The organism is Paraburkholderia sp. 32, assembly GCF_050435345.1.
GTDB lineage: Bacteria > Pseudomonadota > Gammaproteobacteria > Burkholderiales > Burkholderiaceae > Paraburkholderia > Paraburkholderia tuberum.
In genome coordinates this window covers 1,962,801-1,981,886 of sequence record NZ_JBNDKD010000003.1, presented here as the reverse complement: position 1 = coordinate 1,981,886, position 19,086 = coordinate 1,962,801, and the positions used below count along the sequence as shown (strand labels likewise).

At 59.9% G+C, this 19,086-nt stretch carries 10 protein-coding genes, 2 tRNA genes, 3 rRNA genes and 1 pseudogene; 10 read left to right on the top strand and 6 right to left on the bottom strand.

Going from position 1 to position 19,086, the window contains the following annotated elements:
• Nucleotides 1-55: 55 nt before the first annotated feature.
• From paaI to paaN, 3 genes are all read right to left on the bottom strand, one after another.
• Nucleotides 56-517: a hydroxyphenylacetyl-CoA thioesterase PaaI gene (gene paaI / locus OKW26_RS31865; RefSeq protein ID WP_429356205.1), complete on the bottom strand. Its 462-nt coding sequence runs from the start codon at nt 515-517 to the stop codon at nt 56-58.
• A gap of 1 nt (nt 518) precedes the next feature.
• Nucleotides 519-1,310 (bottom strand): 2-(1,2-epoxy-1,2-dihydrophenyl)acetyl-CoA isomerase PaaG, encoded by a 792-nt coding sequence (gene paaG / locus OKW26_RS31860; RefSeq protein WP_429356204.1) that lies wholly within the window; start codon nt 1,308-1,310, stop codon nt 519-521.
• Between the two features lie 166 nt (nt 1,311-1,476).
• The gene (gene paaN / locus OKW26_RS31855) at nt 1,477-3,177 is read right to left on the bottom strand and encodes a phenylacetic acid degradation protein PaaN (protein WP_429356203.1); all 1,701 of its coding nucleotides are present in this window, start codon (nt 3,175-3,177) and stop codon (nt 1,477-1,479) included.
• 135 nt (nt 3,178-3,312) lie between these two features.
• Here paaN and OKW26_RS31850 point away from each other — a divergent pair, with 135 nt between their 5' ends.
• The 6 genes from OKW26_RS31850 to rrf all read left to right on the top strand — a co-directional run bounded on the left by OKW26_RS31850 (nt 3,313) and on the right by rrf (nt 9,952).
• A complete protein-coding gene (locus OKW26_RS31850) occupies nt 3,313-4,089 on the top strand; it encodes an enoyl-CoA hydratase (RefSeq protein ID WP_184065709.1) in 777 nt (258 codons plus the stop codon).
• A 469-nt stretch (nt 4,090-4,558) separates the two neighbouring features.
• Nucleotides 4,559-6,091, top strand: a 16S ribosomal RNA gene (locus tag OKW26_RS31845).
• Nucleotides 6,092-6,166: 75 nt separating this feature from the next.
• Nucleotides 6,167-6,243, top strand: a tRNA-Ile gene (locus OKW26_RS31840).
• A gap of 53 nt (nt 6,244-6,296) precedes the next feature.
• Nucleotides 6,297-6,372: transfer RNA gene (locus tag OKW26_RS31835), tRNA-Ala, on the top strand.
• A 346-nt stretch (nt 6,373-6,718) separates the two neighbouring features.
• Nucleotides 6,719-9,610, top strand: a 23S ribosomal RNA gene (locus tag OKW26_RS31830).
• A 228-nt stretch (nt 9,611-9,838) separates the two neighbouring features.
• Nucleotides 9,839-9,952 (top strand): 5S ribosomal RNA (gene rrf, locus OKW26_RS31825).
• The 16S, 23S and 5S rRNA genes sit together here with 2 tRNA genes alongside, the layout of an rRNA operon.
• A gap of 120 nt (nt 9,953-10,072) precedes the next feature.
• On the opposite strand, the pseudogene OKW26_RS31820 reads toward rrf, so the two are convergent.
• Together OKW26_RS31820 and OKW26_RS31815 are read right to left on the bottom strand one after the other, a co-directional pair.
• Nucleotides 10,073-10,548 (bottom strand): annotated as a pseudogene (locus OKW26_RS31820) (transposase); the annotation flags it as partial.
• 102 nt (nt 10,549-10,650) lie between these two features.
• Entirely contained in the window at nt 10,651-11,847 is a 1,197-nt protein-coding gene (locus tag OKW26_RS31815; RefSeq protein WP_184022853.1) for a M20 aminoacylase family protein, read from the bottom strand.
• Between the two features lie 187 nt (nt 11,848-12,034).
• Here OKW26_RS31815 and OKW26_RS31810 point away from each other — a divergent pair, with 187 nt between their 5' ends.
• Both OKW26_RS31810 and OKW26_RS31805 read left to right on the top strand, forming a co-directional pair.
• Entirely contained in the window at nt 12,035-14,113 is a 2,079-nt protein-coding gene (locus tag OKW26_RS31810) for a molybdopterin-containing oxidoreductase family protein (RefSeq protein WP_429356202.1), read from the top strand.
• 147 nt (nt 14,114-14,260) lie between these two features.
• On the top strand, nt 14,261-15,934 hold the full coding sequence (locus OKW26_RS31805) for a long-chain fatty acid--CoA ligase (RefSeq protein WP_429356201.1): 1,674 nt from the start codon (nt 14,261-14,263) through the stop codon (nt 15,932-15,934).
• 125 nt (nt 15,935-16,059) lie between these two features.
• Here the strand turns inward: OKW26_RS31805 and OKW26_RS31800 are convergent, their stop codons facing one another.
• A complete protein-coding gene (locus OKW26_RS31800; protein ID WP_090801980.1) occupies nt 16,060-17,256 on the bottom strand; it encodes a porin in 1,197 nt (398 codons plus the stop codon).
• Between the two features lie 304 nt (nt 17,257-17,560).
• Here OKW26_RS31800 and coq7 point away from each other — a divergent pair, with 304 nt between their 5' ends.
• Together coq7 and mraZ are read left to right on the top strand one after the other, a co-directional pair.
• Nucleotides 17,561-18,199 carry a 2-polyprenyl-3-methyl-6-methoxy-1,4-benzoquinone monooxygenase gene (coq7, locus tag OKW26_RS31795; protein WP_429357145.1) on the top strand — a complete coding sequence of 213 codons (639 nt, stop codon included), beginning with the start codon at nt 17,561-17,563 and terminating at the stop codon, nt 18,197-18,199.
• Nucleotides 18,200-18,655: 456 nt separating this feature from the next.
• On the top strand, nt 18,656-19,084 hold the full coding sequence (mraZ, locus tag OKW26_RS31790) for a division/cell wall cluster transcriptional repressor MraZ (RefSeq protein ID WP_013090620.1): 429 nt from the start codon (nt 18,656-18,658) through the stop codon (nt 19,082-19,084).
• Nucleotides 19,085-19,086: the final 2 nt, after the last annotated feature.

Sequence of the window (19,086 nt, the reverse complement as noted above, 5' to 3'; positions counted from 1 at the left end):
AGAGCCACGCAGACAGTCGTCCGCGAGGGCGGCTCTGGCTTGCCGCCGCTCAATGTCAGTCGCCGGTGGGAATCAGGTGGCCCCTGATTTGCGCCGACTTGCCGCGAAACATCGCGACGGTCTCGCCGGCGCGATTCGTGACGCGAATATCGTAGATGCCAGTGCGCCCGCTCGATGTCTGCTCGACCGCTTCGGCGCTCAGCACGTCGCCGCCGTAGACCGGCCGGAGGTATTCAATCGAGCAGCCGGCGGCAACCGTATTGATGTTGTAAGTGTTGCAGGCGAACGCGAAGGTCGAATCGGCGAGCGTGAAGATCAGGCCGCCGTGGCAGATCTGATGGCCGTTCAGGAAGTCGTCGCGCACCGCCATGCGCAGCCGCGCATAGCCGGGGCGCACGTCGAGAATCTCGAGCCCGAGCGCGCGACTGCAGGCGTCGTTTTCGTACATCGCGGCAGCTGTCGCGCGGGCGAGTTCGTCGGCAGTCATCTGGTCGGGGCGGGTGGTTTGCGTGGACATCTCAACGCCCCTCGAAGCGCGGCGCGCGCTTTTCGATAAATGCCTGCACGCCTTCCGCGTAATCGTGCGAGGCGCCTAGTTGGCGCTGCAGATCACGCTCGAGATCGAGCTGCTGGTCGAGCGATTGCGTCGTGCCGGCACGCATCGCCTGCTTGATCGCGGCGATCGCGCGCGTCGGTTGCTGGGCAAGCTGGGCCGCGAGTTTTGCCGCGGCCGGAGCCAGTTCGGCGTCGTCGAGCGCTTGCCAGATCAAGCCCCAGCTTTCGGCTGTGTCGGCGCTGAGCTTGTCGCCGGTGATCGCGAGGCCGAGCGCGCGTGCCATGCCAACGCGTTGCGGCAGGAACCACGTCCCGCCCGAATCCGGCACGAGGCCGATCTTCACGAACGCTTGGATGAAACTCGCGGAGCGAGCTGCGAGCACCAGGTCGCAGGCCAACGCGAGATTGGCGCCCGCGCCGGCGGCCGTGCCGTTGACCGCGGCGATCACCGGAAACGGTAGCGCTTGCAGACGGCGGATCAACGGATTGAAGTATTCATCGATTACGGCGCCGAGGTCGGTCGTCGCGCCGGGCGTGAAATCGAGGTCGGCGAGATCCTGGCCGGCGCAGAAGCCGCGTCCCGCGCCGGTGAGCACGAGCGCACGGGCGCCGGACTTTTCGACCTGGTCGAGTGCCGCGCCGAGTTCCTGATGCATCGCGCGCGTGAAACTGTTGAGCTTGTCCGGGCGGTTCAGCGTGATGGTGGCGACGTGGCTCGATGAGTCGATGTCCAGCCGGATCGCTTCATATGACATGGGGTGTCTCCTCAAACTCTCTTTGGCCGATGGGCACGGTCGCTCGACTAGCGTCGGCGCGTGATGCCGATCCGATGTCTGATGTTAGTCAGAGCGCACGACTCGGTCCATCCGCCGAACGGCATAGGACGAAGTCGTGCGTTGCGCTGAAGCCTTCTTATGCCGTTCAGCCAGCTACCGCGGGCGCCGCTTTCGGTTCAACATGAACGCGGCTTTGAACGACACGGAAGCGGTTGGCGACGAAAGCGGCATCGGCAAGCGCGGCATTCGCGGCCGGGTTGGCGCCGGTGCCGTGAAAGTCCGAAAAAGCCGCGGACTGGTTGACGAACACGCCACCGGTCAGGTTGATCGACAGTGCGACGCCGCCGCGAATCGACGCTTCGTGCGCGGCGTCGAGCACGGCGTCGTCCGTGCTGTAGACCGCCAGCGTTAGCGCGCCGTGCTCGGCAGCAATGTCGCCAGCGAGGTCGAGTGACTGCGCGGTCGAGTCCGTCGCGATGACGAACGAGATCGGCCCGAACCATTCTCTCGTGAACTGGGCGCGGTCGGTCGAGGCGTCGAGTTGCAATACGAGCGGTGTGCGCACGCGAGCGCCCGGAAAGGACGGATGGTCGAGCGTCTGGCTCGCGACGAGAACGCGGCCGAGCCCGGCGGCTTCGTTGATGCGCTGCACGACGCCTTCGTTCTGGATCGCGCCGAGCAGTTCGACGGCGCGGGCCGGATCGGCGACGAGCTTTTGCACCGCGCCGGCAAGCGCCTGGGAGACATCGTCAAAGCTGAGCGTGCCTTCCGCGGTGCGAATGCCGTCTCGCGGTACGTAGATATTTTGCGGCGCGGTGCACATCTGGCCTGAGTACAGCGCCAGCGAGAACGCGATGTTGCGCGCGGCCGCCTTGATGTCGTCGACCGAGTCGATGACGATCTGATTGACGCCAGCTTTTTCGGTGTAGACCTGCGCCTGGTGCGCGTTGCGCTCGAGCCAGGTGCCGTTCTGGGTGCTGCCCGTGAAGTCGATCAGTTTGATCTCGGTGCGCTGGGCCAGTTGCTGGACGAGGGCGCCGTCGTTCGGGGCGGTGGCCAGCAGCGTGACGACGTTCGGATCGAAGCCTGCTTCGCGCAACACGTCACGCGCGATGCGCACGGTCAGCGCGAGCGGCAGGATCGCGCCCGGATGCGGCTTGACGATCACCGTGTTGCCGGTGGCCAGATCGGCGAACAGGCCCGGATAGCCGTTCCACGTCGGGAATGTGCAGCAGCCGAGCACGAGGCCGATGCCGCGCGGCACGACGGTGTAGCGCTTGTGCATCGCGAGCGGCGGGTTTTTGCCTTGCGGCTTTTCCCAGTACGCGTCGGCGGGGATACGGCGCAGCTGATCCCAGGCATACGCGACCGCTTCGAGCGCGCGATCCTGCGCGTGTGGGCCCCCTGCCTGGAAGGCCATCGTGAACGCCTGACCGGTCGTGTGCATCACGCTGTAGCCGAGCTCGAAGCTGGCGCGATTCAGGCGCGCGAGGATTTCGAGGCTCACGCCGATCCATGCCTGCGAGCCGGCGGCGCGCCAATCGCGTTGCGCCGCGGCAGATGCGGCGATGAGCGCGCTCGGGTCGGCTTTCGGGTAACGCACGCCGAGCTGGAAGCCGAACGGCGAAACCTCTGCGCCGACGGTCTCTCCCGTCGACGGTTGGTCCAGGTCGAACGTTTTGTCTAGAAGCGCCTTGAACGCGGCTTCGCCGTCCGCGTTGGCTGTTTCCCCGTACACTTTCGGACTGGGCATCTCGACGAACGGGCTCCAGTAGCCGCGCGTTTCGAGCGCGGCGAGCGCTTTGTGCAGCGTGTCTTCGTGCTTGGTGAATAGCGGATGTGTCATGGCAAAGAGGCTCGGCTATACGTTGGGGAAATACCTGTCGAATAATTGACCGACCGGTTGGTTGGGAAATGGTAGCATCACTACGGACGATGCGCGAAGCGTTTTTCGCGTGCGATTAACCCTTATGGAGGCGGCATGGCTTACGAAAACATTCTGGTTGAGACGCGGGGACGGGTCGGACTGATTACGCTCAACCGTCCGAAGGCTCTGAATGCACTGAACGACGCGCTGATGGACGAACTAGGCGCAGCGTTGCGCGAGTTCGACGGCGACGAGTCGATTGGCGCAATCGTCGTGACGGGCAGCGAGAAAGCGTTTGCGGCGGGTGCGGACATCGGGATGATGGCGTCGTACTCCTATATGGATGTCTACAAGGGCGACTACATCACGCGCAATTGGGAAACGGTTCGCTCGATCCGTAAGCCGATCATCGCCGCGGTGGCGGGCTTCGCGCTCGGCGGCGGCTGCGAACTGGCGATGATGTGCGACATCATTTTCGCCGCCGACACGGCGAAGTTCGGTCAACCGGAAATCAAGCTCGGGATCATGCCGGGCGCGGGCGGCACGCAGCGCTTGCCGCGGGCGGTGTCAAAAGCGAAGGCGATGGACCTCTGTTTAACCGCCCGTTTCATGGATGCCGCCGAAGCGGAGCGCGCCGGACTGGTTTCGCGCGTGATCCCGGAGGCATCGCTGCTTGACGAAGCGGTCGGCGCGGCCGCCACCATTGCGGAATTCCCGCTGCCGGCGGTGCTGATGGTCAAGGAGTCGGTCAACCGAGCCTTTGAAACGACGCTCGCGGAGGGCGTGCATTTCGAGCGCCGCCTGTTCCATTCGCTCTTCGCCACCGAAGACCAGAAAGAGGGCATGGCCGCGTTCGTGGAGAAGCGCAAACCGGTTTTCAAGCACCGTTAATACGCTTGTCAAAATATCGCTTGCAAGTCCCGATGTCGGCGACTAGAATTCCGCACTTTCGTGCTCCGGACGCCGGGGTGCGGAGAAGCGGGAAGCCTTTGATGGCGTGGGCTTCGGCGGCGTGGGCAGGTTAGGCGAGTGATAAAAACCTGTTGACGATCCGACGGAAGTTCTCCATAATCTCGCTTCTCTGCTGCAGACGCAGCGACGCAAACGAAGCAGTGCCGGGTAGTGGTGGTTCAGGCGCGGCGGGTTTGGCGGACCGATCTTTAAAAACTAACAGTCGATAAGTGTGGGCGCTTGATGCGGAATGCGGCGGCGGATTCTCCGGAATCTGCTGTCAGGCAGAAGTATCAGAAGCCTCACACAGTATTGGAGGAAGGTTTGTCTGTCGAAAGACGGATCAATCATCGTCAGTACGTTGAGTGAGCGACCGGGTTCGAGAGAGCCCGAACACAGTAACAGGTTTGAACTGAAGAGTTTGATCCTGGCTCAGATTGAACGCTGGCGGCATGCCTTACACATGCAAGTCGAACGGCAGCACGGACTCCGGTCTGGTGGCGAGTGGCGAACGGGTGAGTAATACATCGGAACGTGTCCTGGAGTGGGGGATAGCCCGGCGAAAGCCGGATTAATACCGCATACGCTCGGGAGAGGAAAGCGGGGGATCTTTCGGGACCTCGCGCTCAAGGGGCGGCCGATGGCAGATTAGGTAGTTGGTGGGGTAAAGGCCTACCAAGCCGACGATCTGTAGCTGGTCTGAGAGGACGACCAGCCACACTGGGACTGAGACACGGCCCAGACTCCTACGGGAGGCAGCAGTGGGGAATTTTGGACAATGGGCGCAAGCCTGATCCAGCAATGCCGCGTGTGTGAAGAAGGCCTTCGGGTTGTAAAGCACTTTTGTCCGGAAAGAAAACCTCGTGGCTAATATCCGTGAGGGATGACGGTACCGGAAGAATAAGCACCGGCTAACTACGTGCCAGCAGCCGCGGTAATACGTAGGGTGCGAGCGTTAATCGGAATTACTGGGCGTAAAGCGTGCGCAGGCGGTGCTGTAAGACCGATGTGAAATCCCCGGGCTTAACCTGGGAACTGCATTGGTGACTGCAGCGCTGGAGTATGGCAGAGGGGGGTGGAATTCCACGTGTAGCAGTGAAATGCGTAGAGATGTGGAGGAACACCGATGGCGAAGGCAGCCCCCTGGGCCAATACTGACGCTCATGCACGAAAGCGTGGGGAGCAAACAGGATTAGATACCCTGGTAGTCCACGCCCTAAACGATGTCAACTGGTTGTCGGGCCTTCATTGGCTTGGTAACGTAGCTAACGCGTGAAGTTGACCGCCTGGGGAGTACGGTCGCAAGATTAAAACTCAAAGGAATTGACGGGGACCCGCACAAGCGGTGGATGATGTGGATTAATTCGATGCAACGCGAAAAACCTTACCTACCCTTGACATGTATGGAATCCTGCCGAGAGGCGGGAGTGCCCGAAAGGGAGCCATAACACAGGTGCTGCATGGCTGTCGTCAGCTCGTGTCGTGAGATGTTGGGTTAAGTCCCGCAACGAGCGCAACCCTTGTCCCTAGTTGCTACGCAAGAGCACTCCAGGGAGACTGCCGGTGACAAACCGGAGGAAGGTGGGGATGACGTCAAGTCCTCATGGCCCTTATGGGTAGGGCTTCACACGTCATACAATGGTCGGAACAGAGGGTTGCCAAGCCGCGAGGTGGAGCCAATCCCAGAAAACCGATCGTAGTCCGGATCGCACTCTGCAACTCGGGTGCGTGAAGCTGGAATCGCTAGTAATCGCGGATCAGCATGCCGCGGTGAATACGTTCCCGGGTCTTGTACACACCGCCCGTCACACCATGGGAGTGGGTTTTACCAGAAGTGGCTAGTCTAACCGCAAGGAGGACGGTCACCACGGTAGGATTCATGACTGGGGTGAAGTCGTAACAAGGTAGCCGTATCGGAAGGTGCGGCTGGATCACCTCCTTTCCAGAGCTGTGCATTCATTGCACTCAAGTGCTCACGCTTATCGGCTGTGGTTAGAAGAAACGCAGACAGGCTCAGGGGTCTGTAGCTCAGCCGGTTAGAGCACCGTCTTGATAAGGCGGGGGTCGATGGTTCGAATCCATCCAGACCCACCAGTGTCTTGTCTGGTGAGCTGAAGGGCTGGGGCCGCTGGAGTATCTGTGGGACTGGGGGATTAGCTCAGCTGGGAGAGCACCTGCTTTGCAAGCAGGGGGTCGTCGGTTCGATCCCGTCATCCTCCACCAATCCTCAATGCGCAGGGTTCTGCATGAAGGCAGAGCGTTGCGCATTGGCGATTGAGCCAGTCAGAGCGGTATGAGGCACAGGCTTCATACCGGCTGCCGTTCTTTAACAATCAGGAAGAAGTAGTAAAGAGATTCACGAAAGCATACCTGGAGATGGGTGTGTGAGTAGGTGAATCAGGGTTGTGATTGTATCGATGTATTTTAAAGGTGATCGAGAGATCGCTTTGGAATACGGCGCAACACGAATACTCAACCTGTAGCGAGTGCGTCTATCCCCTCCGGGGATGGGACCCACGTAAGCGCTAAAGCGCTAACGTGGGTCGACACAGAGACACACCCGTTATAGGGTCAAGCGAACAAGTGCATGTGGTGGATGCCTTGGCGATCACAGGCGATGAAGGACGCGGTAGCCTGCGAAAAGCTCCGGGGAGCTGGCAAACGAGCATTGATCCGGAGATGTCCGAATGGGGAAACCCACTCCTAATGGAGTATCCGTAGCTGAATCCATAGGCTGCGTGAGGCGAACGCGGTGAACTGAAACATCTAAGTAACCGCAGGAAAAGAAATCAACCGAGATTCCCAGAGTAGTGGCGAGCGAAATGGGATCAGCCGGTACACGTTATCTGTATTGTTAGTCGAACGCTCTGGAAAGTGCGGCCATAGCAGGTGATAGCCCTGTAGACGAAAACAGCATGGAAGAACTGGGTGTACGAGAAGTAGGGCGGGACACGTGAAATCCTGTCTGAAGATGGGGGGACCATCCTCCAAGGCTAAATACTCGTGATCGACCGATAGTGAACCAGTACCGTGAGGGAAAGGCGAAAAGAACCCCGGGAGGGGAGTGAAACAGATCCTGAAACCGCATGCATACAAACAGTCGGAGCCTCTGCGAAGGGGTGACGGCGTACCTTTTGTATAATGGGTCAGCGACTTACATTCAGTGGCGAGCTTAACCGATTAGGGCAGGCGTAGCGAAAGCGAGTCCGAACAGGGCGTCCAGTCGCTGGGTGTAGACCCGAAACCAGGTGATCTATCCATGGCCAGGTTGAAGGCACGGTAACACGTGCTGGAGGACCGAACCCACTAACGTTGAAAAGTTAGGGGATGAGCTGTGGATAGGGGTGAAAGGCTAAACAAACCTGGAAATAGCTGGTTCTCTCCGAAAACTATTTAGGTAGTGCCTCGTGTCTCACCTTCGGGGGTAGAGCACTGTCATGGTTGTGGGGTCCATTGCGGATTACTACGCCATAGCAAACTCCGAATACCGAAGAGTGCAATCACGGGAGACAGACATCGGGTGCTAACGTCCGGTGTCAAGAGGGAAACAACCCAGACCGCCAGCTAAGGTCCCCAAATATGGCTAAGTGGGAAACGAAGTGGGAAGGCTAAAACAGTCAGGAGGTTGGCTTAGAAGCAGCCACCCTTTAAAGAAAGCGTAATAGCTCACTGATCGAGTCGTCCTGCGCGGAAGATGTAACGGGGCTAAGCCATATACCGAAGCTGCGGATGCACAGTAATGTGCATGGTAGGAGAGCGTTCCGTAAGCCTGCGAAGGTGCACTGGAAAGTGTGCTGGAGGTATCGGAAGTGCGAATGCTGACATGAGTAGCGATAAAGGGGGTGAAAGGCCCCCTCGCCGTAAGCCCAAGGTTTCCTACGCAACGTTCATCGGCGTAGGGTGAGTCGGCCCCTAAGGCGAGGCAGAAATGCGTAGCTGATGGGAAGCAGATTAATATTTCTGCACCATTGTGAAATGCGATGGGGGGACGGATCGCGGAAGGTTGTCCGGGTGTTGGAAGTCCCGGTCCTTGCATTGGAGAAGGCGCTTTGGCAAATCCGGGCGCAGAATTCAAGGGTGCGAGGCGAGCCACTTCGGTGGCGAAGCAACTGGAAGGGGTTCCAGGAAAAGCCTCTAAGCTTCAGTTTCACAGTGACCGTACCGCAAACCGACACAGGTGGGCGAGATGAGTATTCTAAGGCGCTTGAGAGAACTCGGGAGAAGGAACTCGGCAAATTGGTACCGTAACTTCGGGATAAGGTACGCCCTCATAGCCTGACTGGCCTGCGCCAGAAGGGTGAAAGGGTTGCAATAAACTGGTGGCTGCGACTGTTTAATAAAAACACAGCACTCTGCAAACACGAAAGTGGACGTATAGGGTGTGACGCCTGCCCGGTGCCGGAAGATTAAATGATGGGGTGCAAGCTCCTGATTGAAGTCCCGGTAAACGGCGGCCGTAACTATAACGGTCCTAAGGTAGCGAAATTCCTTGTCGGGTAAGTTCCGACCTGCACGAATGGCGTAACGATGGCCACACTGTCTCCTCCCGAGACTCAGCGAAGTTGAAGTGTTTGTGATGATGCAATCTCCCCGCGGCTAGACGGAAAGACCCCATGAACCTTTACTGCAGCTTTGCATTGGACTTTGAACCGGTCTGTGTAGGATAGGTGGGAGGCTATGAAGTTGGGACGCCAGTCTCAATGGAGCCGTCCTTGAAATACCACCCTGATCTGTTTGAGGTTCTAACCTTGGCCCGTGATCCGGGTCGGGGACAGTGCATGGTAGGCAGTTTGACTGGGGCGGTCTCCTCCCAAAGTGTAACGGAGGAGTACGAAGGTACGCTAGGTACGGTCGGAAATCGTGCTGATAGTGCAATGGCATAAGCGTGCTTGACTGTGAGACTGACAAGTCGAACAGGTGCGAAAGCAGGTCATAGTGATCCGGTGGTTCTGTATGGAAGGGCCATCGCTCAACGGATAAAAGGTACTCTGGGGATAACAGGCTGATACCGCCCAAGAGTTCATATCGACGGCGGTGTTTGGCACCTCGATGTCGGCTCATCTCATCCTGGGGCTGTAGCCGGTCCCAAGGGTATGGCTGTTCGCCATTTAAAGAGGTACGTGAGCTGGGTTTAAAACGTCGTGAGACAGTTTGGTCCCTATCTGCCGTGGGCGCTGGATATTTGAAGGGGGCTGCTCCTAGTACGAGAGGACCGGAGTGGACGAAGGTGGACGAACCTCTGGTGTACCGGTTGTCACGCCAGTGGCATCGCCGGGTAGCTATGTTCGGAAGAGATAACCGCTGAAAGCATCTAAGCGGGAAACTCGCCTTAAGATGAGATATCCCCGGGGCTTCGAGCCCCTTGAAGGGTCGTTCAAGACCAGGACGTTGATAGGTCAGGTGTGCACGTACAGTAATGTACTGAGCTAACTGATACTAATTGCCCGTAAGGCTTGATCCTATAACAGGTGTGTCTCGACCCGCAGTAGTGCTTCAGCACTTACGCGGGTCCGATCCCCGAAGGGGATTGGTGTGAACTCCCGCGGGAGCTCACAGAAACGCACGGTTGGGATTCAGTGTTGTGCCAGAAACAACACAACCCCCCCACACCCGAATCCTTTACGCTTCTTCCCGATTGGCTGTGGCGCAACCGGTTGACTCCAGCCCTGCGACGCAGCAACCCGTCATGCCTGATGACCATAGCGAGTCGGCCCCACCCCTTCCCATCCCGAACAGGACCGTGAAACGACTCCACGCCGATGATAGTGCGGATTGCCCGTGTGAAAGTAGGTAATCGTCAGGCTCCCCCCCAGTCAGAAACCCCACCCGCCGCGGTGGGGTTTTTGCGTTTACGCGGCCAAAATTAACAAACAGCATTGAAGCAAGCGACACCTCCGCCCGCCTCAACGCTCTTCAACTGGTTCTCCCGCTGCCGACGCAATATACCCCAGACCCGGCGATAACCATAGCTCGGCAGGTCAGTGACGGTCAGCCGTATTTCTTCGACCAGCCCGGCATCGTCCGTCTTCCTGGCGTGGGCCGGCCCCCGGCAATGAGGGGGAGCGCGCAATCCATTTTCGCGACTTCGCCACCTCCACCGCCTCACGGAGAATCTCGTTCTCCATTGTCTTTTTGCTGAGCAGTCGCTGGAGTTTCCTGATTTGCTTCAGCGCATCGCTCAGCTCCGACGCTGGTACGACTTCCTCGCCGGCACTGACAGCCGACAGGCTGCCATCCTGATACAGCTTGCGCCCAGTGAAACAGCTGGTTCGGATTCACGCCGTGCTGGCGTGCAACCATCGAGACCGACTTGCCCGGCTCGAAACTCTCTCTCACCATCGCCAACTTCTCTTCCGCTGACCACCGCCGCCGGCGTTCCGGTCCCATCAACACTTCCATCACTTCTTGTTTGTTGTTAGTCAAAAACACAGTCATATGCTTTCCCGCTATTTTAAGTGGGAAACTGTGTCCGGCGATTCAGGGGGCCGCTCCATCAACTCTCTACTTCCCTTGCGCCAGAAACTTCTGCGCCAGTCGGACCCAATACGTCGATCCCACCGGCAACAACTCGTCGTTAAAGTCATAACTCGCGTTGTGCAGCATACAAGGGCCCGCGCCGTGGCCCGCCTCGCGGTGGCCGCCATCGCCGTTGCCCAAAAACGCATAGCAACCCGGTTTCGCCAGCAGCATGAACGAAAAATCTTCGGCACCCATGGTCGGTTCAACCGCGTCATCGACATTTTCCGCGCCAACGATCTCTTTCATGACCGACGCCGCAAAACGCGCTTCCTCGCTGCTGTTGATCGTCGGGGGATAGTTCCGGTGGAATTGGATCTGAACGGAGCAATCGTATGCTTCGGCTGTACTGTGCGCGATCTTGCGCATGCGTGACTCGATCAGGTCGAGCGTTTCTGTAGTGAAGGTCCGAACGGTCCCCGCGATCCATGCGTCGTCCGGTACTACATTGACCGCATCGCCCGCATGTATCTGCGTTATCGACAATACCGCAGTATCCAGCGGCTTTTTGTTTCGCGTGATGATGCTTTGCAGCCCGTTGGCAATTTGCACCGCCGCAAAGACCGGATCACGGCCATTGTGCGGTAGCGCTGCATGCGAGCCGACGCCCTTGATTTCGATGCGAAATTCATTGCTCGACGCCATGATCGGGCCTTCGGTCACGCCGAAGTGGCCCGCCGGCATGCCCGGCCAGTTGTGAATGCCAAACACGGCGTCCACGGGGAATTTGTTGAACAAGCCGTCGTCCATCATAGCCTTCGCGCCGGCGCCGCCTTCTTCAGCCGGCTGGAAAATGAACACGATCGTGCCGTCGAAAGCACCATGTTTGGCCAGGTAGTGCGCGGCACCGAGCAGCATCGCCGTATGTCCGTCGTGCCCGCACGCATGCATCTTGCCGTCGTTCGTCGACCGATGATCGAAGCTGTTGAGCTCCTGGATCGGCAGCGCGTCCATGTCGGCTCGCAGACCAATCGCGCGCGAGCCGTTACCTCGTTTCAATACGCCGACCACGCCCGTCTTGCCGAAACCACGGTGGGTCTCGATGCCCCAGGACTCGAGCGAACGCGCGACGAGATCAGCAGTCGCCGTCTCTTCGTAGCGCAGCTCCGGGTGGGCATGGATGGTTCGTCGAAGGGTCTGGATTTCGCCGCGAGCGGCCTGAATTTCGGGGATGAGTTTCATGATGGAGTGAATATGCGTTTGTGCTTGACGAGCATGAGATCGCCGCGGACCACGTCGGCCCGGGCACTGCGGATGATTGATTCTACGCCGAAGGCATTTTTGGTGGCGCCACCGAGGTCGGCGGCCTATAGACGTAATAAAATTCCACTTTGCGCGACCGCTTACTGCTCGCCAGGACACATTGCCGATGAACGCCCCGACCGAATTCGCGCGCGCCGTGTGCCCGCACGATTGCCCCGACACCTGCGCGATGCGCGTGACCATCGACAATGGACGGGCGATCAAGGTCGCCGGCGATCCCGACCATCCGCCGACTCAGGGCGTGCTGTGCACGAAGGTCAGTCGTTACGCGGAGCGTGTATACCATCCGAACCGATTGACGACGCCCATGAAGCGTGTCGGCCGCAAGGGCGAGGGCCGTTTCGAGCCAATCAACTGGGACGAAGCGTTCGACCTTGCCGCAAGCCGCCTCGGCGAGATTGTCCGTCGTGCGCCGGAAGCGATTCTGCCTTACAGCTACGCGGGCACGATGGGCTTGGTGCAGGGCGATAGCATCGCGCAACGCTTTTTCCACAAGCTCGGCGCATCGCAGCTGGATCGCGCGATTTGCGCGGCGGCCGGCGCTGCCGGCCTCAAATACACGTACGGCGCCGGCATCGGTATGCACACCGAGTTTTTCGCCGAGAGCGAGGTGATCCTGATCTGGGGAGCGAATCCGATCGCATCGAATCTGCATTTCTGGACGCGCGCGCAGGAAGCCAAACGTCGCGGCGCCCGGCTGATCGCAATCGATCCGTATCGCTCGCTGACCGCGGAGAAATGCCATCAACACATCGCGCTAAAGCCAGGCACAGACGGCGCTCTCGCGCTCGGCATCATGAACGTCCTGATTACCGAGAATCTGCTCGACTACGAGTACATCGCGGCGCACACGCTGGGCTTCGCCGACTTGAAGGTGCGTGCGCTCAGCTATCCACTGTCTCGGGTTAGTGAAATTTGCGGCGTCGAAGAAGAGGAAATCGCCGATCTTGCGCGACTTTACGCCAGCACGCGGAAAGCCGCGATCCGCTTGAACTACGGTCTGCAGCGGGTGCGTGGCGGCGGCAATGCGGTGCGCGCAATCGCGTGTCTGCCGTCGCTGACCGGCGCATGGCGTGAGCGCGCGGGCGGGGCGCTGCTGTCGTCGAGCGGTTGGGCACCGGTCGACTCGCACGCGTTGCAGCGTCCCGACCTGATGCCCGGTTGGCCGTCGAAGCCGAGCCGCGTGATCAATATGAATGCGATCGGCGACGCGTTGCTGCATCCGGGCGACGCGACGTTCGGCCCCAAGGTCGAGGCGATCGTGGTCTACAACTCGAATCCGGTCGCGGTCGCACCGGACTCCGAACGCGTCGCGGCGGGTTTTGGGCGCGAGGATCTGTTCACGATCGTGCTCGAGCATTTCCAGACCGACACCGCGGATTATGCCGACCTGCTGTTGCCTGCCACGACGCAGCTCGAGCATCTCGACGTGCACAAGTCGTACGGTCACACGCACGTGATGGTCAACCTGCCCGCCATCGCGCCGTTCGGCGACGCACGGCCGAATACCGAGATCTTCCGCAGCCTCGCGCGCCGCATGGGCATGACGGAACCGGCGCTCTTCGACAGCGACGAAGCCGTCGCGCAAGCCGCATTTCGCTGGGACGACAAGACGCTGGACGGTGTCGACTGGCCGATGCTGAAGCAAGCCGGCTGGGCCCGTCTCAATGTGCCTGATGCGCCATTTGCCGACGGTGGTTTTCGCACGCCATCCGGCAAGTGCGAGTTCTACAGCGAGCGCCTTGCGCAACAGGGCCTCGACCCGCTGCCGGACTACCTGCCACCCTACGAATCGGCCGACGGCGCGCCCGAACTGGCGGCCCGCTATCCGCTCGCGATGATTTCACCGCCCGCGCGCAACTTCCTGAACAGCACCTTCGTGAACATCGAGAGTCTGCGCGCGACGGAAGGCGAGCCGCATCTGGACATCCACCCTGCCGACGCGCACGCGCGCGGCATCGGCGACGGCGATCAGGTGCGCATCTTCAACGACCGCGGCTCGATGCGAGCGCGTGCCCGCGTGACCGACCGGGCGCGCGAAGGCCTGGTCGTCGGGTTGTCGATCTGGTGGAAGAAGCTCGCGCCGGACGGCCGCAACGCGAACCAGTTGACGAGCCAGGCACTCACCGATCTCGGCGGTTCGGCGACGTTTTACGACTGTCTCGTCGAAGTCGAGCGGGCCTGAAAGCCGCGCCGCACATTGAAGCTGGCGCCCAGCCTCGCAAGTTCGAGGCTGCCGTCTAACCTCATCGCTTTGCCCATTGGCCGCAACATGCCCATGCTACGATGCGTTTTTAGCACGACCATTCGAAAATAATTCAGGAGACGCTGCATGGAGAAAATCTGGCTGAAATCTTATCCGCCCGGCGTTCCAGCAGAGATCGACCCGACACGCTATTCGTCGGTGGCCGAGTTGCTCGAGGAAGCCTTTCGCGAACACCGCGCAAAGCCGGCGTTCGTGTGCATGGGCAAGCAGATCAGCTACGGTGAACTCGACGAGCTTTCGCGCAATCTTGCAGCGTGGCTGCAGTCGAAAGGGCTCACGCGCGGCTCGCGTGTCGCGATCATGATGCCGAACGTGCTGCAGTATCCAGTCGCGCTCGCCGCGATTCTGCGCGGGGGCTATGTGGTCGTGAATGTGAATCCGCTGTACACGCCGCGCGAACTCGAGCACCAACTGAAGGACAGCGGCACTGAGGCGATCATCCTGCTCGAGAATTTCGCGGGGACCTTGCAGGCAATCGTGCGCAATACGGCGGTCAAGCATGTGGTCGTCGCGGCGATGGGCGACCTGATGGGCATCAAAGGCCCGCTCGTGAACTTCGTCGTGCGCAAGGTCAAGAAGATGGTGCCGGCGTGGAGCCTGGCTGGGCACGTCAAGTTCAACGACACGGTCTCGGAGGGCGCACGTCTGACGTTCAAGCCGGTCCGGCAGGGGCCCGACGATATCGCGTTCCTGCAATACACTGGCGGCACCACCGGCATGGCCAAGGGCGCGACGCTGCTGCACCGGAACCTGATCGCGAACGTGCTGCAGTCGGAGGTCTGGCTCAATCCGGTGCGCGCGAACCGCACGGATATCGATCAGTTCATTACGGTCGTCGCGTTGCCGCTGTATCACGTGTTCGCGCTGACCGTGTGCGGGCTGCTGACGATCCGCACCGGCGGTCTCGGCGTGCTGATTCCGAATCCGCGCGATATCCCCGGCATGATCAAGTCGCTCGAGGGGTATGCGATCACGACGATTCCCGCGGTCAACACGCTCTACAACGCGATGTTGAACAGCCCCGACTTCCACAAGCTCGACTTCTCGAAGCTGCTGACCGCGAACGGCGGCGGCATGGCGGTGCAGGAGGCGGTCGCGAAGCGCTGGTTCGAGCTGACGCGCACGCCGATCGTCGAGGGCTACGGGCTGTCGGAAACGTCGCCGTGCGTGACCTGCAATCCCGTCACCGCCACCGAATACAACGGCACGATCGGCCTGCCGCTGCCGTCGACCGAAGTCTCGATCCGCGACGACGAAGGCAACGAAGTGCCGCCCGGCCAGTCCGGCGAGATCTGCATCCGCGGCCCGCAGGTGATGGCGGGCTACTGGAACAGGCCCGACGAAACCGCCAAGGTGATGACGGCGGACGGCTTCTTTAAATCAGGCGACGTCGGCATCATGGGCGCGGACGGCTTTGTGAAGATCGTCGATCGCAAGAAGGACATGATTCTGGTGTCCGGCTTCAACGTGTATCCGAATGAAGTCGAGGACGTCGTCGCAAAGCTGCCGGGTGTGTTCGAAGTCGCGGCGGTGGGCGTACCGGATCAGCATTCCGGCGAGGCAGTGAAGCTGTTCGTCGTGAAAAAGGATCCGTCGCTGACCGACGAACAGATCTTCGCGTACTGCAAAACGCAACTGACCGGCTACAAGCGGCCGAAGGTCGTCGAATTCCGCACCGAGTTGCCGAAGAGCAATGTCGGCAAGATCCTGCGCCGCGAGTTGCGCGACGGCAGGGCTTAAGCGAGCGAAGAACAAAGCCCGGCGCACGAAAGTGCGCCGGGCTTTTTGTTGCCCGTACAAAATCCGCGCATAAAAAAAGGCGCCCGAAGGCGCCTTTGAGACAAACTGCGTTTTTTTACGACTTATTAGAACTTGTGACGGATACCGATGCGAGCCGTGAACTGGTTGCTGCTCGTCGAACCGGTCAGGCCGTTGATGCCTGCCGTTGCTGCGACCACCTGACCCGTTGCGTTGACCGTGTCGCCCAAAGCGTGCTGGTACACGCCGACCAGGTACACGTCGGTACGCTTGGACAGGAAGTAGTCCACGCCAAGCGCGCCTTGGTGGTACTGAGCACGCGAGTTGCCTTCGATCTGCTCGCCGCGCGTGTAGTCATACGCTGCGCCGACCAGCAGTGCCGGGGTCAACTGATACTTGAAGTTGATTTCGCCGTTGTTGAACGTTGCCTTCTGGCCAGCGAACGGCGACGCGAACGTCTTGCCGAGGTTGCCGAACTGGATGTTCGAATACGTTAGGCCGATGGTTGCCGCGCCGAACGTGTATGCACCGCCCGCGCCGACGACCTGGTACGTGTTGGCCGATGCGAAGCCTGCGTAGATCGGGGTCGTGACTGCGAAGTTAGCTGCAGTAGTACCCACGGCCGGCGTATTCGTTGCGATCGTGCCGCCGTTGTTGAACAGACCGCCCGAAGCTGCCGGCGTGCGTGCGTTCAAATAACCCAAGCCCAATTGCAGCGGACCGTTGTTATAGCCAGCACCCAACGACCAGATCTGGTTGTGCGTGAAGTCACCGGCGACGCCGCCGAAGCTATACGTGCCGCCGAACGTCAGGCCGTTGTAGTTTTTGCTGGTGTACTTGACCGTGTTATTGGTGCGATACGCGTTGTTGAAGTTGTCGATATCGCCCGGGTGAGCGGCGATGTAGCCGCCCCACTGATCACCCGATTCGAACGGACCCACGTAGTCGACGACGGAGTCGTACTGACGACCCAGCGTGACCGTGCCGAACTGGCTCGACAGACCGACATATGCCTGACGACCGAACATCAGGCCGCCTTGACCGAGCTTGCCGTTGGTCACGTCAAAGCCGTTTTCCAACACGAACAGGGCCTTCAGACCGCCGCCCAGATCTTCAGTGCCACGCAGGCCGAAACGCGAGCCTTGCAGGACGCCGCTGGACATGTTGTACAGATGCTTACCGCCCGAGTTGGTGTTCATGTTGATACCAACGTCAACGATGCCGTACAGGGTCACGCTGCTCTGCGCATGAGCGACGCCTGCGAATGCGCCCAGTGCTGCGAGAGCGAGAAGCGACTTTTTCATCGAATGATCTCCAAGGAATACGAATCTTTTGTACAAGGCGAAATATTTAGTTAGTGCTGAAGGCCTTGCTGTCCAACTTCGCGAGAAGTTGCCACGTAATGTAACAAAAGGCATACATGGAACAAAGAAAAAGGAGTCGCTCCGGAAGGCCGCTGTTTCGTTTACGCAACATGGTCTAGAATCGCAAATTAACCGCCCATTTCATGCGGATTGGTGCCTGTCGGGCCACCGGTTTCGCGTCGCGAGGCCTTGTCGCACGGACCTTCCGGAACGATGCGGCGGTTATCGAATCAGGGAGCGCTTTATGTTGCTGGACGAGTTGATTGGCGAGTTTGATCGGGGTTTACGCTCACTGACGGGGGTCTCGCGGATGAGCCGTCCGCTGCCGCTTCCGCAGGCTTTCGCGGCGACGGCCGAAGCTCCCGAACTCTCGCCCGCGGAGCGCGCGCATGCGGCGGGTTTGATGCGTGTGAACCACGTCGGCGAAGTGTGCGCGCAGGCGCTTTACCAGGCGCAGAAACTCGCCACCGGCTCACCTTCATTGCGCGCCATGTTCGATCACGCCGCGTCGGAAGAAGAGGATCATCTGGCGTGGACCGCCAAACGCCTCCAGGCGCTCGACTCGCGTCCGAGTCTGCTCAATCCGCTGTGGTACACCGGCGCGCTCGCGATCGGTCTCGCCGCGGGACGTCTCGGCGATCGCGTGAGTCTTGGCTTCATGGCCGAAACGGAGCGCCAGGTCGAGCAGCATCTCGACAGTCATCTCGATCAGCTCCCCGCCGCGGACCATGAATCGCGCGCGATCGTCGAGCAGATGCGCGTCGATGAAGCGCAGCACGGCAAGGCCGCGATGGACGCGGGCGGCATCGAATTGCCGTTTCCTGCACGCGCGTTGATGCGTGCGATGTCGAAGGTGATGACGCGCACCGCCTATTACATATGAGCGTTTCACCCGCTTCGCTTCGCTAACCGGAGCACCGCACGTATCGCCTCAGCCATCGCTGAACGCATTTTCGCAAGCGAGACGGCGCCGCGCGCCCCGTTCGTCGTCGGTCCGGGCGACGCCGCCTCTTCCCTTTCAGAATCCCTTGACGATCTCTTTCAATTCGCGCTGTTTCCTCGCACATTTCACGTATCACCTTCACAAGTTGCACTAGCCCTTTCATTTATAACGGTTTTCTGTTTTATGCTGGACGTGAAGGAGTCGCGCTAAGTCCTTGTTCTAGCAAACAAAATCCGCTCGAAAAGCGCGCCGCTCCCTTGACCCGTGTTTAGCGTTCCTCTAAAGTGGGAGACAGTGTGAGAAAGTGTATTTTTGTGTGTTCTCGGCACCACTTTCGGGTAGATTTTCACGGACCGGGCGGGCGGCGCAAACAGCGCCGCAATAGGGGAGAGCGAAGTGTTCCAAGGGGCGTCGGCGCTGACGCTCGATGCGAAAGGGCGGATGTCGATTCCCTCTCGTTATCGGGATGCGCTGCAAACACAGGCAGAGGGCCGGGTGACGATCACCAAGCACCCGGACGGCTGCCTGTTGCTCTTTCCGCGCCCCGAATGGGAAATCTTCCGTGACAAGGTCGACAAGCTGCCCATGAACGCCGCCTGGTGGAAACGCATTTTTCTCGGCAATGCAATGGATGTGGATATGGACGGCGCAGGCCGTGTGCTCGTGTCGCCGGAGTTGCGAGCGGCTGGCTCGCTGGAGAAAGAAGTGACCTTGCTCGGCATGGGCCGCCATTTCGAGCTGTGGGATGCACAGATCTACGCCGCGAAGGAACAGGCGGCGATCGCCGAGGGCATGCCCGACGCGTTGAAAGATTTCACGTTCTGATC

Coding starts and splice junctions, on each gene's coding strand:
- OKW26_RS31810 (WP_429356202.1), top strand. CDS start 12,035: ATGAACGCCCCGACCGAATTCGCGCGCGCCGTGTGCCCGCACGATTGC.
- OKW26_RS31850 (WP_184065709.1), top strand. CDS start 3,313: ATGGCTTACGAAAACATTCTGGTTGAGACGCGGGGACGGGTCGGACTG.
- coq7 (WP_429357145.1), top strand. CDS start 17,561: ATGTTGCTGGACGAGTTGATTGGCGAGTTTGATCGGGGTTTACGCTCA.
- OKW26_RS31800 (WP_090801980.1), bottom strand. CDS start 17,256: ATGAAAAAGTCGCTTCTCGCTCTCGCAGCACTGGGCGCATTCGCAGGC.
- paaN (WP_429356203.1), bottom strand. CDS start 3,177: ATGACACATCCGCTATTCACCAAGCACGAAGACACGCTGCACAAAGCG.
- paaI (WP_429356205.1), bottom strand. CDS start 517: ATGTCCACGCAAACCACCCGCCCCGACCAGATGACTGCCGACGAACTC.
- paaG (WP_429356204.1), bottom strand. CDS start 1,310: ATGTCATATGAAGCGATCCGGCTGGACATCGACTCATCGAGCCACGTC.
- OKW26_RS31805 (WP_429356201.1), top strand. CDS start 14,261: ATGGAGAAAATCTGGCTGAAATCTTATCCGCCCGGCGTTCCAGCAGAG.
- OKW26_RS31815 (WP_184022853.1), bottom strand. CDS start 11,847: ATGAAACTCATCCCCGAAATTCAGGCCGCTCGCGGCGAAATCCAGACC.